General features: G+C 41.6%; 14 protein-coding genes, 1 riboswitch and 1 other annotated feature. Of the genes, 5 read left to right on the forward strand and 9 right to left on the reverse strand.

Annotated features, from left to right (window positions below; all coding sequences use genetic code 11):
- Nucleotides 1-21: 21 nt before the first annotated feature.
- Nucleotides 22-930: a homoserine O-acetyltransferase MetA gene (gene metA / locus SporoP37_RS03645; RefSeq protein WP_085430298.1), complete on the reverse strand. Its 909-nt coding sequence runs from the start codon at nucleotides 928-930 to the stop codon at nucleotides 22-24.
- 91 nt (nucleotides 931-1,021) lie between these two features.
- A riboswitch (SAM riboswitch) is annotated at nucleotides 1,022-1,128 on the reverse strand.
- A 150-nt stretch (nucleotides 1,129-1,278) separates the two neighbouring features.
- Here metA and SporoP37_RS03650 point away from each other — a divergent pair.
- Nucleotides 1,279-1,548, forward strand: coding sequence for an AbrB/MazE/SpoVT family DNA-binding domain-containing protein (locus SporoP37_RS03650; RefSeq protein WP_085430299.1), 270 nt, complete (start codon nucleotides 1,279-1,281; stop codon nucleotides 1,546-1,548).
- A gap of 165 nt (nucleotides 1,549-1,713) precedes the next feature.
- On the opposite strand, the gene SporoP37_RS03655 is transcribed toward SporoP37_RS03650, so the two are convergent.
- Complete coding sequence (locus SporoP37_RS03655) at nucleotides 1,714-2,028, reverse strand: thioredoxin family protein (RefSeq protein WP_081242375.1); 315 nt, start codon at nucleotides 2,026-2,028, stop codon at nucleotides 1,714-1,716.
- A 255-nt stretch (nucleotides 2,029-2,283) separates the two neighbouring features.
- Nucleotides 2,284-2,506 (forward strand) — a binding site (T-box leader).
- 132 nt (nucleotides 2,507-2,638) lie between these two features.
- Between SporoP37_RS03655 and serA the strand changes: the two genes are divergently transcribed.
- Entirely contained in the window at nucleotides 2,639-4,225 is a 1,587-nt protein-coding gene (gene serA, locus SporoP37_RS03660) for a phosphoglycerate dehydrogenase (protein WP_081242376.1), read from the forward strand.
- A 39-nt stretch (nucleotides 4,226-4,264) separates the two neighbouring features.
- Here serA and SporoP37_RS03665 read toward each other — a convergent pair whose 3' ends face one another.
- Together SporoP37_RS03665 and SporoP37_RS03670 are read right to left on the reverse strand one after the other, a co-directional pair.
- Entirely contained in the window at nucleotides 4,265-4,711 is a 447-nt protein-coding gene (locus SporoP37_RS03665; RefSeq protein ID WP_081242377.1) for a small multi-drug export protein, read from the reverse strand.
- Between the two features lie 69 nt (nucleotides 4,712-4,780).
- Entirely contained in the window at nucleotides 4,781-5,575 is a 795-nt protein-coding gene (locus SporoP37_RS03670; RefSeq protein WP_081242378.1) for an HAD family hydrolase, read from the reverse strand.
- 178 nt (nucleotides 5,576-5,753) lie between these two features.
- Here SporoP37_RS03670 and thpR point away from each other — a divergent pair, with 178 nt between their 5' ends.
- Nucleotides 5,754-6,302 (forward strand): RNA 2',3'-cyclic phosphodiesterase, encoded by a 549-nt coding sequence (gene thpR / locus SporoP37_RS03675; RefSeq protein ID WP_158233641.1) that lies wholly within the window; start codon nucleotides 5,754-5,756, stop codon nucleotides 6,300-6,302.
- Between the two features lie 33 nt (nucleotides 6,303-6,335).
- On the opposite strand, the gene SporoP37_RS03680 is transcribed toward thpR, so the two are convergent.
- Nucleotides 6,336-8,024, reverse strand: a complete 1,689-nt coding sequence (locus tag SporoP37_RS03680) for a methyl-accepting chemotaxis protein (protein ID WP_158233640.1) — start codon at nucleotides 8,022-8,024, stop codon at nucleotides 6,336-6,338.
- Nucleotides 8,025-8,605: 581 nt separating this feature from the next.
- Between SporoP37_RS03680 and SporoP37_RS03685 the strand changes: the two genes are divergently transcribed.
- Together SporoP37_RS03685 and SporoP37_RS03690 are read left to right on the forward strand one after the other, a co-directional pair.
- Complete coding sequence (locus SporoP37_RS03685) at nucleotides 8,606-9,763, forward strand: acyl-CoA dehydrogenase family protein (protein WP_081242381.1); 1,158 nt, start codon at nucleotides 8,606-8,608, stop codon at nucleotides 9,761-9,763.
- A complete protein-coding gene (locus SporoP37_RS03690; RefSeq protein ID WP_081242382.1) occupies nucleotides 9,760-10,317 on the forward strand; it encodes an SLOG family protein in 558 nt (185 codons plus the stop codon). Before SporoP37_RS03685 ends, SporoP37_RS03690 begins: the two co-directional genes overlap by 4 nt.
- A gap of 241 nt (nucleotides 10,318-10,558) precedes the next feature.
- Here the strand turns inward: SporoP37_RS03690 and SporoP37_RS03695 are convergent, their stop codons facing one another.
- The 4 genes from SporoP37_RS03695 to SporoP37_RS03710 all read right to left on the reverse strand — a co-directional run bounded on the left by SporoP37_RS03695 (nucleotide 10,559) and on the right by SporoP37_RS03710 (nucleotide 12,932).
- Nucleotides 10,559-11,014, reverse strand: coding sequence for a MarR family winged helix-turn-helix transcriptional regulator (locus SporoP37_RS03695; RefSeq protein WP_081242383.1), 456 nt, complete (start codon nucleotides 11,012-11,014; stop codon nucleotides 10,559-10,561).
- A 180-nt stretch (nucleotides 11,015-11,194) separates the two neighbouring features.
- A complete protein-coding gene (locus tag SporoP37_RS03700; RefSeq protein ID WP_232329800.1) occupies nucleotides 11,195-11,413 on the reverse strand; it encodes a hypothetical protein in 219 nt (72 codons plus the stop codon).
- Between the two features lie 313 nt (nucleotides 11,414-11,726).
- Entirely contained in the window at nucleotides 11,727-12,077 is a 351-nt protein-coding gene (locus SporoP37_RS03705) for a hypothetical protein (RefSeq protein WP_157118614.1), read from the reverse strand.
- Between the two features lie 429 nt (nucleotides 12,078-12,506).
- Nucleotides 12,507-12,932, reverse strand: a complete 426-nt coding sequence (locus SporoP37_RS03710) for a hypothetical protein (protein WP_085430302.1) — start codon at nucleotides 12,930-12,932, stop codon at nucleotides 12,507-12,509.
- Nucleotides 12,933-13,067: the final 135 nt, after the last annotated feature.

Below are 13,067 nucleotides of genomic sequence, written 5' to 3' on the forward strand. Positions count from 1 at the left end.
AGCATCTATTCACCGCGCCTTTTAATTCCAGACATATGGCGTTTTTTGGTATACATAATAATTGAGCCAATTTGAGAACAATAAATGCGTGTGTGAACGCCATGTGTTTTTCGGTTCTTTTGTCGGGTCATCATTCGGGAAATAGTTTTCTGGAACGTCAATGTCCGCTCCCTTTTGTACATCCCGTGCATATTCTTCTGCCAGCGTATGGGCATCATATTCTAAATGACCCGTCACCATAATATGTTTAGAATCCTTGGAAATCACAATAAATGCACCCGCATCTTCAGAAGCTGAAAGCAAAGTCAAATCAGGATGTTTTTTAATTTCTTCCAATGAAACACCTGTGTGACGGGAATGCGGTGCCACGTAAACGTCATTAAATCCGCGGGCGAGATTCACCGTCGCATCAGTAATATCATGTGAAAACACACCGAAACATTTCTTTGGCAATTCAAACTTGTTAATACCGTAGTGATGATAAAGTGCCGCTTGTGCGCCCCAGCATATATGCAGGACGGAAGTAACATTCGTTTTCGTCCAATCCATAATTTCCTCTAACTCTTTCCAATAGACAACATCTTCAAATTCCATCAGTTCGACTGGTGCGCCAGTTATAATCATGCCGTCAAAACGGCGGTGTTTCACATGTTCAAATGTCGTATAAAACGTTTCCAGATGATTCTGGCTGACATTTTTGGAAACATACGTAGCTGTATTCAAGAATGTAACATTTACTTGCAAAGGAGTATTTCCCAGCAAACGGAGCAACTGCAGTTCCGTTTTTTCTTTTTCAGGCATTAAATTTAATATCAGAATATTTATCGGACGGATATCCTGTGCGACCGCACGTTCTTCGTCCATAATAAAAATTTTCTCTTTCTTCAATAACTCTCCTGCCGGCAGATGTTTCGGTATATTAATTGGCATTCCAATTCCTCCTTGACCTTTTCTCATTAGTATTTCCATATAAAAAAACCCTTTTTTCTAAAGATAAGAAATCAGGGTTTGCCGTTCACCGTTCTTATCTCTCAAGACAACAATCTTGTTGGAGGTAGCACCTTCCTGTCTGCACAGAGGTTGCTGAAGCTTCATCAGGCCAAATCCCTCAGCTTCTCTTGATAAGAAATATTTAATTATTGACTATTATAGCATTAATAAATAAATTGTATAGTTTAATTTTCAAATTTTTCTGCGCATTCGAGTTTCATAAATTGTAGACAGCGTCCGTTAGTGTATAATAGATACTACTAACTACTTTTCCCGGGGGCGGAGCTTATGAAGTCTTTAGGCATTGTTCGTAAAGTTGATCATCTCGGCAGAATTGTGATTCCAAAAGAACTTCGAAATTCTTTGCTGATTGATAAGGGAGACCCTATCGAGATTTTCGCAGAGGATGACCGGATTATTCTGAGAAAATACCAAGTCAATAGAGCTTGTTTCATTACTGGTGAAGTACTGGACGAAAATAAAGAGTTATCAAACGGCTTTTTCATCAGTCCGCAAGGCGCCAAAATCCTTTTGGAACAGCTGAAAGATTTCACGTAATAAAAAACCGTCTCAGTGATGAGACAGTTTGAGACTGAAGACAAACTCCAGTAATCAGGAGCTTGTCTTCAGTTTTTTGATGAGTTTTCAGCGTTGAGCAGACTGTCAGCACTTCGGTCTTACCGCATATCGACATGTGTCAGCCCGTTAAAACTCCGTGCTATATTACGTTAAACTATTAATAAACTCTTCGATCTCTTCTTTTGTTTTACGGTTTTTACTGACAAATCGGCCAGTTTCTTTGCCTTCACTGAATGCAACGAAGCTCGGGATTCCGAATATATCAAGCTGGCTGCAAAGATCAATGAAGTCGTCGCGGTCTACAGAGATAAATTGATATTCGGCGAATTCCGTTTCCAATGCAGGTAAGAATGGTTCAATCACCCGGCAGTCAGGGCACCAATCAGCGGTGAACAAAAAAATCACTCGTTCTTCTGTTTTAAGTTGCTCAAATTGCTCCATGGATTCTAGCTTTTTCATTTTCCGACTCTCCTTTATTGAATAGTACAGGCTTCACTATACACGTTTTTCGCAACTTCTTGTCATTAGACGACTTATGCGATTTACCGCTACTTTTTTTAATTACTGATGATTTCGGATAAAACAACAGCCATAACCGAACGTTCACAAATATTTCAATAATTACGTTCGTATTTACGTGTTTTTCATATTTTCTTGAAAAGTAATTGACAATAGTTTTTGACGTGTTATGATTAGTTCTAATTTAATAGATGCAAAACAATTTCGACGAAGATAAACCTTCCTGAAAAGAATTTCCCAGAGAGCTGATGCATTGGTGAAAATCAGCAGATTCCCAGGTTGGAGGCACTTCCGAATTGATTGGCTGAACTATAGTAGGCTGGTCCGTCACATGCACGTTACGCATGCTGAATGAAGGCTGCTTATGCAGCAAAAAAGGGTGGTACCGCGTTAGTTTATAGAGCTTTTCGCCCCTTACGTATAAGTAAGGGATGGAAGGCTTTTTTTAATTTACCTGTAGGGGGGATAGCGCGAAACATACATAAATGGTCAATCATATGAAATACCAAACAAAAAACCACAATAACAATCGAAGGAGAGAATGATTAACATGGCTTTTAAAGTACTTATCAGTGACCCACTCAGCGAGGATGGAATTTTCCCACTACGGCAGGCAGAAGGTTTTGAAATTGTAGTTGAAACAGACTTAACTCCAGATCAGTTAAAAGAACGCATCAAAGGTTTCGATGCACTTTTGGTGCGCAGTCAAACTACCGTGACAAAAGAATTATTGGAAGCATCTGATCAGTTAAAAATCATCGGTCGCGCAGGTGTAGGTGTTGATAATATCGATTTAGATGCAGCTACTGAAAAAGGAATCATCGTAGTAAATGCACCGGACGGCAACACAAACTCTGCGGCTGAACATACAGTTGCAATGATGATGTCAATGGCACGCAAGATTCCTCAGGCATTCAACTCACTGAAAAACAATAAGTGGGACAGAAAATCTTTCCTTGGTGTTGAATTAAAAAATAAAACATTGGGTATCATCGGACTTGGCCGAATCGGTGCTGAAGTTGCCAGACGTGCAAAAGGCCAGCGCATGAATGTAATAGCTTACGACCCATTCCTGACCGAAGACATTGCTAAAAAGCTTGGCATTGAAATCGGAACAGTGGATGAAGTCTTGACAGCTGCGGACTTCATCACAGTTCACACACCATTATTGAAAGAAACCCGCAGAATGATCAATAAAGAGGCATTCGAAAAAATGAAAGACGGCGTACAAATTATTAACTGTGCACGCGGCGGAATCATTGACGAAGATGCACTTTATGACGCAATCGTTGCAGGTAAAGTAGCCGGAGCGGCATTGGACGTATTCGAAGAAGAGCCATTCTTGGATCATAAATTGCTTACATTGCCTCAAGTAATTGCAACGCCTCACCTAGGAGCAAGCACATTTGAAGCACAGGAATCTGTAGCAGTTGATGTCAGCCGCGACGTTGTGAACTTCCTGACAATCGGTTCTGTCCGTAACCCGGTCAACCTGCCATCTGTATCCCGTGATGTATTGGCGAAAATCGAACCTTTCTTCGACTTGACAGAGAAGCTTGGAATGTTCTTATCTCAAATCCAAAATTCAGTTATCGATGAGATCAACATTCAGTATGCGGGCGAATTGGCAAACTACGATGTACGTGCACTGACTCGTAATACTGTCAAAGGTCTTTTGAAGCGTAATCTCGGTGAAACTGTCAATGACGTCAATGCAAAAGTGCTTGCTGACCGCTACGGCATTAAAGTGAATGAGCAGAAAACTACTACTGGCAGAGGTTTCATGAACTTGATCACTGTTGAAATCGTGACTGCTAAAGGTGTCCGTAAAGTAGCAGGCACACTTCTGAACGGTCTTGGACCACGCATCGTGAAAGTAGACGATTATGTAGTTGATGCGATTCCAAAAGGCCACTTATTGTTTATCCGTCACATTGACCAGCCTGGCGCTATCGGACGCGTAGGTACCCTTCTCGCTGAAGAAGATATTAATATTGCAGCGATGCAGGTCGGACGTTCCACTGAAGGCGGAGACGCAATCATGATGCTGACGGTTGATTATCATGTAGAATCTGCTTCCATTAAACGAATCAAAGAAGTTCAAAATATCCACGATGCGAAAGCAATCGATTTATAAGAACGAAAAATCCAGCTGATGATTATATCAGCTGGATTTTTATGCGGGATTAACAAAGAAGTCGAAACCCATCGCAGTCAAAATGCCAAATAACAGGCACCAGAGGGCGATACTGATTGCCGACCAGACGGCTGTATTCAACTTTTTTGCGCCAAAAACCAATCCTATGAAAGCGGCTATATGCGTGCCAATTAATATGGGTCCGGCGAGCGCTAAAACAGGTAATCCATATTTATTCATAATTTGTTCGCCGCGTAATTGGCGTTTCGATTCACTTTTCCCTTTCTTCTGATTCCTGCGGTCAATCCAGTCTTTAACCTGCTGGAAACCGATAATTAAAAGAAGAACGGTCAGCATATTACCTGCAAACGAAAGAATCATCACCCACATAGGCGACAAACCTCTTAATATACCTAAAGGAATGACGATCATAATTTCAATCCAAGGAATCGCAGCCCCAAGAAAAACCAAGCAATACTCCAGCATGCCGCACCTCCTGTCTGTATGAACCGCCTGAATCCAGTATAGCAGAATGAAAACCGATGAGAAATTTTCTCATCGGTTTTTTAATGTATCCAATATCGGGAACAGGCCTTTTAAATTATCAATTTCGTATGTCGGTATCACTTCGTCGCTTGCCGGCTTATTTTCACGATTTATCCAAACATTTTTCATGTCAACACGGCTCGATCCCAAGATATCGGTCATCAGATTATCACCGATCATCAGTGCTTCATCAGCCTGTATTCCGCATAATTCCAGTACATGCCGGAATATAGCTGCATCTGGTTTTCCTTTTCCAAATGCGCCTGAAACTACGATATGATCAAAATACAGAGGAATCTCAGGTGAAATCGTTAACTTGATTTGCTGCAGACTCGGCGAGCCGTTTGTCAGCAAAATCAATTGATAATTTTCTTTTAACTGATCCAGCACTTCAAACGTTTCTTCATATATATACGGGCTGTTCTTTCGCTCTCTCGGAAACACCTCTGCAAGTTCCCTGCCGAACGCTTCATCATCAATACCCAACTTCTTGAGACCCCTGATCCAGGCGTCTTTTTGGTAACCTGGAACGATTTGTTTCATCTTCTGAAACTCTTCTCCCTCATCGTCAAAAACACCCCAAAGCCCTTCAAAAGGATTGATTCCAATGTTTTGCGTATGTGGATATGTTTCATATGTAGCATACAGTTCTCTTGCTTCTTGACGTACAGCACGTTCAAGCTCAACCGGGTTGACGCCAGTTTTCTTAGTTGCATACTCGCACGTTTTCTGAAATGCTGTTGAAATACTTTTTGCATCCCAGATCAATGTGTCATCCAGATCAAAAATCAGCGTTTTAATCATATGCACAGCCCCTCTCTCGTTTTTCATAGTTCAGTTATATCCCACTTCTATTATACACATTACCAAAGAGATTTGTCAGTCCGTTCCCTGTCCTATGCACTATATGTTAATTATTTTATCATTCCAGGCATATTTTTCTGAATGTAAGGGAAACTATTCATTAGGAGGTGAGCTGGAATTGGCACAACATTATTTTATCGGCATCTCTATCTCTCATCCGATTCACGGGGTTGTCAGGCAATTACGCAGCGAATACCAACTGCATGACAAATACAAAGTACTTCCCCACGAAAAAGATTTGCACATGACCATGCGCTATATTGGGGAACTCGATGAAGCCAAAATATCATGGCTAACGTCTTCCTTGCGTAAAATTTCACAGTCTCATACATCCTTTACAGTGTATGTCAAAGGACTATCATTTTTCGGATCATCTACCGGACCGCGCGTCGTCTATTTATCTGTTCAATCCTCCAGCGCACTTTGCGATTTACAATCACAGATTGCAAGGCGGACGGAAAAGATACTCGAGCTGGAAAGAGATGACCGGTTCGTTCCGCATATTACGATAGCGAAAAAACGAAAGACTAAAGAAAAGATGCAGTTAGAAAAAAAGCTCATTGACCCAGTGCCTGTGTTAATAGAAGAATTTACGTTATTCAGGATTCACCCAAATGAACAGCCTTCCTATGAAGAGTTCGCCCGTTTTCCATTAAAAAAGAGCTGACTGCATAATCGCAGTCAGCTCTTTCCCTAGTCCTCACACTTGAAAACGTCCCATATCATGTTGCAGCTCTTCCGCCAGTTGAGCAAGCGTTTGGGAACTGGATGTAATTTCCTCGTTGGCCGCCAGCTGCTGTTCAGTTGCCGCACTTGTAGATTGAGCTTCAGCTGCTGCCTGAACGGCCAATTCTTCCACTTGTCTTGCTCCATCCGTCACTTCATCGGTCATCGCCCGAATTTCTTCGATGGCTGCAGAAACAGTTGATACTTTTTCACTGACATCTGATGTCGCATGTTCAATATCCATGAAAATAGAATTAGTCTTTTCTGTTAAAGCCAATCCTTCATCTACACGCTTTCTTCCTTCTCCAGTGCTCGACACTACTTTAGTGACATCTTCAATAATAGTGTCGATCATTCTGCCAATTTCTTGTGTAGATTGTTTGGACTGTTCGGCAAGGTTTCGTACTTCTTCGGCTACAACTGCAAAGCCTTTCCCATGCTCGCCTGCACGAGCCGCTTCAATTGCAGCATTAAGCGCTAACAGATTCGTTTGTTCAGCAATCGCAGTAATCATCGATGTAACGTTCCGTATATTTTCCGTATGTTTTGCCATTTGATTGATTGTTTCCATTGAATCACCGATCGTTTGACTGATGTTTGTCATCTGATCCTTCGTCTCACCCATTAATGAAGAGCCTTCCTTCACCAGTCGTGCGACGTCTTCAGATGAGTTCAGCATTTCCTCATTGTCATGTGTGATAACGTCAATCGCTGTCACCATCTCTCCCATTGAGACAGTGGATTGATTGACGATATTCGCTTGTGATTCACTCGTCTGCAAGTTCTTCTCGGAAATTTCCGCCACCATTTCTGAAGCAGCTAAACTTTCTTCGGCACTGGCTGACAGCTCTTCTGACTGCGCAGCAAGCTGCAAAGCGGAATGTTTCGCACGATCGATAATGCCGCGCAAATCTCCAACCATTCGGTTCAGCGCAACAGACATATCACCGATTTCATCGCGATTTTTAATCTTTACTTCCTCAATGGAAAAATTACCTTCTGACACTTCTGCCAGCGCATTCGTCATCTGCGTGACAGGGCGTCTGATCAAACCGCTGATGATAATTGTTATCGCGACGCTGGCAATAATTCCTATTAAAATCAATATACCCATCATAAGGACAGCGGAACTTGTATAACTGGCTACATCTTTCTCAAGTTGTTCTTGCTGTTCACGCTGAAAATTAATCATTGCGTCAAGATTCTTGGAAATTACTTCTTGGAAAGCAGTGCCGTTTGTTCCCGTTTTGAGTGCCTGTTCATCATTGCCTGCCTTTGTTTCGTCTATAATGTTTTGCAATACTTTTTCATATTCTTCTGTAGCATCATGGGTTTCAGATAGCAATTCTTTCATCTTACTGCTATTGAGAATGATATCCAATTCGTCTAATCTTTCATGCGTACGCTGACTGATTTCCTTCAGTTCATTTATGTATGATTCAGAACCATATAACATGTATCCCCTGATGTTTTTCACAAGGTCATTCTGATCACTTTTCTGCCGCTCGAGTAATATCACTTTATGCATCCGATCTTCGATTAAAAAAGTGTATTGTTCATTAACTTTCTTAATCGCCAAAAATCCCACTGTTCCAATGACAATCATAATAATGACAATACTCATAAATCCAAGCCACAGCTTTTTTCCTACCGTAAACTTCACAATGCCCATCCCCCTTATTCAACTGAAGTGTATATCAACACTTCTAACCCTCGTCAATTATACTCCAATACTTTTATATTCGGACAGGACATTCCTCAATTAGATAAAAAATGTAACTTTACGCATATCCTTTATGAATTTCCCATCGACTCCCGAATAAATAGATCAATAGTTCTTATCTAGCGATTAATTCATTATATTACGTGGTTACAAAGACACCACTTTAAGGTGTGTCCATTTAATTATTTTTTGAAGTTACGATAGAATAATGAACACTCTTCTAATTTGCTCTAGATCAAAATCGACAGTCTTGACCCTTCTGTTCCTCCGTATTGACAGAACTCCTGAAAATAAGCCGAATACCGCTTGCCGTTTCCTTTTTCATTTTTCTATACTTTTCAGCAGCATATTACAATAACTTTTTTCTTTCGTCAGAATGGTAATTTTATTGTTTTTCTAGTATACTAGAACTTCATGACTCTTGAAGAAAATGTTCAAGGGCTATTGCGCATTTACATATATCTGTCATGCAACAGCATATAAACGTAACAGAAGACTGAAGTAGTTAGGACGTGTTTCTCGTGTCGACAGAACTTTTTATCACAACGGACTTTCAACGCCGATGGGTCAATGAATTGACTGAGGCAGGTCCGTTTTTCAGCAGCTTCTCAGAACAATCTGACAGGCTCTCCAAATTCCCAAAAGAAAATATTAAAAAGCTTGTAGAAATGGGCTATACCGCGCTTACACTCCCAAAAGAATTCGGAGGGGCAGGCATTACAGTGACGGACATGGTTTTATTTCAGGAGACTATTGCACGTTTCGACAGCGCCACTGCACTGGCGATTGGCTGGCACCAGGGCGTCGTCGGTGAACTGTATGAAAGCCGCAAATGGACAGAAGAACAATTGACCCAATTCAGTGAAGCCATTCAGCAAGGCGCTCTGGTCAACCGTTCCGTGACCGAAGCACAGACCGGCAGTCCGACACGCGGCGGCCGCCCGCAGACAAACGCAGTGCGCACAGCAGACGGGTGGGTCATTACAGGTGAAAAAACGTTCACAACAATGGCACCGGCTCTCACTCATATCTTAGTATCCGTTTGGATTGAAGAAAAGCAGAAAGTCGGCTTCTTTTTGCTCCCGCGCGAATCTGAAGGTCTCTCTATTAAAGAAACGTGGCACATGATTTCCATGCGCGGCACAGAGAGCCAGACACTTGTGCTGGACCAAGTAAAAGCTGCGCCTGATCAGCTGGTGGAAGTAAATGACGCGCCGCGCGGTGATAAGCAAAACGGGTGGATTTTACATATCCCTTCCTGCTACTTAGGCATCGCACAGGCAGCGCGTGATTATGCAGTGCAGTTTGCCTCAACTTATCAGCCAAACAGCCTGAACGAACCTATCGCATCCCTTTTCAGTATCCAGACGCAGATCGGTAAAATGGACCTGGAATTGATTAAAGCGCGCCATTTGCTGTATGATATCGCCGGCATCTATGATAATCCGGCCCGCCGGGTTCATTTGCAAAATGAATTGGGCGTGGCTAAGTCTATCGTGACGAACAGCGCAATTGAAATCGTTAATCTCGCAATGCGTATTGTTGGTGCAAAGAGTTTAGAGTTATCCAACCCGCTTCAGCGTTATTATCGTGATGTGCGTGCGGGCCTTCATAATCCCCCGATGGATGATATGACCATCACCAAGCTCGCGCAGGCGGCAATCGACGGGCAGAAATGATGAAACGTCTGCTTGTGAGCGGTTATAAAGCCCATGAATTAGGAATTTTTAATGACCAGCATCCGGGTATTCCGATTATTAAGAAAGCATTGACCGACCAGCTTCTGCCGCTTCTCGATCAAGGACTCGAATGGGTCATCGTCAGCGGTCAGCTGGGCGTGGAGACGTGGGTGATTGAATGCGTCTGGGAACTGCAGGAAGATTATCCTCATTTACAATACGCTGTCATTACTCCGTTTCTTGATCAGCAGGCAAAATGGAACGAAACAAAACAGGAAACCTACGAACAAATATTGGCTCTTGCTGATTACACAGTAAGTCTGACAAACAAACCATATGAAGCACCTTGGCAGTTCGTAGAGAAAAACAAGTTTTTGCTCCGGAACTCCGATGCTTTATTACTTCTGTATGACGAAGATAATGAAGGCTCGCCAAAATTCCTCAAGAAGATGGCTGAACAATTAGCTGACACATCAAATTATGAATTACTGACAATTACTGCGGATGATTTGCAGCTCATTGCTGAAGATCTTCAGCGTGAACAATGGGAGTAACTAAAAATGCCTTGCACTATTTCAATTCATCCAAGATATTTGAAGGGATTTCAATTGAAAGCACAGGCAGTAAGATAAATAGCGGTACTTGAATTCAAAAAAACCGCGTAAAACCAAGTTATAAAAACTTCGGTTTTACGCGGTTTTCATTTGATGATAACGGTTAATTGCCATAGACTTTCCGCTAACACCTCTTTTGACAGCTTCTGAACGTATTGCCCACTCCATACATCTTCGAAAATCACATGTTTTGTGCATGGTAACCCAGTTTTTTCAGCTGTTCAATGAGCTGTTCTTTTTCTTTTATATCCAGCCCGCCAAAAATTTCTTTTATCGCTTTTTTGTGCTTAGGAAAGACTTCATCCATTAGTTCGGTCCCTTCTGCTGTTATAGAAGCATGGGTTACACGCCGGTCTTTTGGACAAGGTTTTCTTTTTACCAACTTTTTCTTTTCTAACTTATCCACGACATAGGTGATACTGCTGCTCGCAATCAATACCTTCTCACCAATTTTTTGAATCGGCTGATCGCCTTTGCTGTAAACTAATTCCAGCACAGCGAACTCTGTAGGATTTAACTTGAATTGTTTTATATCTTCTTCCACGCGCGCTTTAATGGATTGCAACGCACGGGTTAATACGATAAATGCTTTTAGGGACAAATCCTCTTCGTATAGTTCTGTATTTTTAGTATCCATGATTTACTCCTTTTTATCTCGAATTCGAGATAATTATATACCATTGGGCTGATCGTGTCAATTGTGAGGGAATAACCTCTTTCTGCATTACTTGGCCAATTGCTGAATCAGCATGGATTCATTAATTTTATTTCGAGAATTATACAGCTGCTATAGATCTTTTATACAGCAAGGATATATTCAGCCGTCTGAATCTTGGTCCCCCCTTTTTTCTTTTAGATTCAAAAATGTATCATATCCAAAGAATACGGCTATTCCGCTCCAGAAGATGATAGGCGGCGAGAATAAATCTTTGTTGATTAACAGGTAAGAGAAATAATTAATGGCTGTTATGAGCATATATGTAAAGAAGCCAAGTAATGCTGCTCTTTTACTATGTAATAGTTCTATTTTATTCATTCGTTTAAATAACTTCATTTACATTCCTCAGTTCTATACAATCCCCAGTTTATGGGATAATCTTATGTGATCTTCGCGCCCGATAGCTAGATAGTGGTTTGAAACCGTTGATCTGCGCTGCAGCCGGACGCTTTCTGGAGGGAGGGCGGTGGACCACACCCCTCGCTTCGCTCGCAAGGTGTTTCACCTGTCCCTCTGATCCTCCCAGTCGCCTGTTTCCGTTCCGATCAACTAAGTGAATACAAAAAGCGTATGCGACAATAACGCCCGATTGCTTTATAAGACTTTGTTGATAAAGATCGCAGAAAGTTTTTCAGCCATCTACGTTACCGTTCTCCAATCTCATATTTAATACATCATAGTCCTCTTTTTTAAAAGTTACAGTTATCCTAGCGACTCTTTTTGAATTCGGATACAGATATAATTGCTGATTAAATTTTATTCCTAACGGTGTAATTATTTGGTAGATTAAATTTAAAATATGAAAGCAATCTAACTCGACTCCATCTTTCAAATTATTTTTCACACTAATAACCACTATGTTGTCAATGGTTTCAAATGCAGGTTTTCTGGACGAAATATTGTTGACTTCGCAGAGTTTCTTAATAACTTGCTTGAAAACATCTGTGTTCGCACTACTCATTCCCAATACAACACCTTTCACAAATTGGATTCATTTCACCAAGAGTTATTCGGTTAAATAGCCCATAGATGGGATAACGGTTGGAACTCGTTGATCTGCGCTGCAGCCGGACGCTTTCTGGAGGGCGGGCGGTGAACCACACTCCTCGCTTCGCTCGCAGGGTGTTTCACCTGTCCCTCTGATCCTCCCAGAGTCGCCGGCTTCCGCTCCGATCAACTAAGTGAGTGCGAATAAATCATATGCTGCAATCGCGCCCGATAACGGAGATAATGGTTGCAACCCGTTGATCTGCGCTGCAGCCGGACGCGTTCCGGAGGGCGGGCGGTGAACCACACTCCTCGCTTCGCTCGCTAGGTGTTTCACCTGTCCCGCTGATCCTCCCGGAGTCGCCGGCTTCCACTCCGATCAACTAAGTATATGCTTCTAAATTTATTCAGTAATCTGCGCCCGTTAGCTGTAAGCAGTTTCTCCCGACTTATCCCATTTTCTTAAAAATCTATCAATCACAAAGAATACAACGGAAAAAACAAAGCATAATACGGGAATAGGATGCGTAACAACCTCAACGAAATTAAACGTTGCAAAAGGTTTGTACTCATAAAAAATACTGTAAGGAATTATAAACAAAAGACCAAATAAAATGTGGAACCCTAGAGAGATAACTTCTTGAAACTTCTTTGCTTTAACACTTAATTTATCCGCAATAACTGAGGGGGAAATTCCGTATATGAAAACTATGGGAACTATGTATAGCGAATAAACTACAATTCCAAGGAATACCCCACCATCTTGATAAGGCACTGGTTCCAGTATATTCAAACCAATTATGGCAAGAATCGAAGTGAAAAGTGCCACGTAGATTTTTCTTTTAAACATAGCTTTTCTCCCTCACCACTTATTTATATTATATAACAAAATGGCCCGATAGTAGCCCAGCCATTATTCCGTAAACGCGCCCGATTGAGGAAGACTATTTAAGACTTTGCTCACATATTTTTAAAAAAAACAAGA

Origin of the sequence: Sporosarcina sp. P37 (assembly GCF_002109365.1) — a bacterium.
Taxonomy (GTDB): domain Bacteria; phylum Bacillota; class Bacilli; order Bacillales_A; family Planococcaceae; genus Sporosarcina.